This window comes from Pseudomonas sp. P5_B2 (genome assembly GCF_056400445.1).
Genome location: NZ_JBFULH010000896.1, coordinates 1 through 1376, shown reverse-complemented (window position 1 = coordinate 1376; position 1376 = coordinate 1). Strand labels below are relative to the sequence as shown.

General features: G+C 60.0%; 2 protein-coding genes. Both read left to right on the top strand.

Translation table 11 applies throughout. The features are described 5' to 3' along the window. On the top strand, window positions 1-290 hold a 290-nt coding region (locus tag AC1DRJ_RS27805; protein WP_477804971.1), incomplete at its 5' end, for an alpha/beta fold hydrolase. A gap of 111 nt (window positions 291-401) precedes the next feature. After that, the gene (locus tag AC1DRJ_RS27800; RefSeq protein WP_477804970.1) at window positions 402-1313 is read left to right on the top strand and encodes an SDR family oxidoreductase; all 912 of its coding nucleotides are present in this window, start codon (window positions 402-404) and stop codon (window positions 1311-1313) included. The last annotated feature ends 63 nt before the right edge of the window (window positions 1314-1376 follow it).

Sequence of the window (1376 nt, the reverse complement as noted above, 5' to 3'; positions counted from 1 at the left end):
TGCACAAGCTCATCACGTACATTCCAGAGCGGCGGGTCCAGCGTGACCGTTGGGTCGGCGCCATGCAACGCGGTGAAGTGCCGCTGCGTGTCATTGATGGCGAGGTCGATCCGATTTCCGGTGCGCACATGGTCGCGCGCTATCGTGAGCTGATCCCTAATCCCGACACGGTCCTGCTGGCCGAGATTGGCCATTACCCACAGATCGAAGCGCCGGCGCAGGTACTCAAGCACTATCTGGAGTTTCGTGATCGGCTGGCGTTGCCTCCGCGCAGGGCCGCCTGTTCCTGATTATCCCCCAGCCTTATCGGGCACCATTCAGCCCGACCCTTGTTCGTTGTGACCAGCAGCGCCGTGCCTGACACTCGGGCTCATCGTCCCTTGGCCTGCTGGAGTTCCCCCATGAATGAGTCTGTGCGCTTCGAAGATAAAGTCGTGATCGTAACMGGTGCAGGCGGCGGCCTGGGTCGGGCGCATGCGCTGCTGTTCGCCAAACAGGGCGCCAAAGTGCTGGTCAACGATCTCRGCGGCTCAGCGCAAGGTGAGGGCGCCAACGCGTCGGCGGCAGACCGCGTAGTAGCCGAAATTCGTGAGGCCGGCGGTATCGCCGAGGCCAACCACGATTCCGTCACTGACGGCGATAAAATCGTCCAGCACGCGCTCGACGTTTTTGGTCGTATCGATGTAGTGGTCAACAACGCCGGGATCCTGCGCGACAAGACCTTCCACAAAATGGACGACGCCGACTGGGACCTGGTTTACCGCGTCCACGTCGAAGGGGCCTACAAGGTCACGCGCGCCGCCTGGCCACACATGCGTGAGCAAAACTATGGCCGCGTGATCTTCACCGCATCGACCTCGGGCATTTACGGCAACTTCGGCCAGTCCAACTACGGCATGGCCAAACTCGGCCTCTACGGCCTGACCCGCACACTCGCCATTGAAGGCCGCAAGAACAACATCCTGGTCAACGCCATCGCACCTACCGGCGGCACTCGCATGACCGAAGGCCTGATCCCGCCGCAAGTATTCGAGCAACTCAAACCGGAACTGGTCAGCCCGTTGGTGGTGTATCTGGCCAGCGAAAATTGCAAAGAAACATCCGGGTTGTTTGAAGTTGGTGGCGGCTGGATGGGCAAGGTGCGTTGGGAGCGCAGCCTGGGTGCCGGGTTCGATCCGCGGGTGGGTTTCTCGCCGGAAGATGTGGCGGCGCAGTGGGAGCAGATTTGTGATTTTGAGGGGGCCGCGCATCCGAAGGACAATATTGAAGCGCTGAAGGAAATGATGGGGAACTTGCAGAAGTATTCGCTTTAATCGCAGTCAGCAAGGTCTCTCGACCTTGCTGGTTTTTAATGTTCAGAGCGTTTCAGTTGGCCG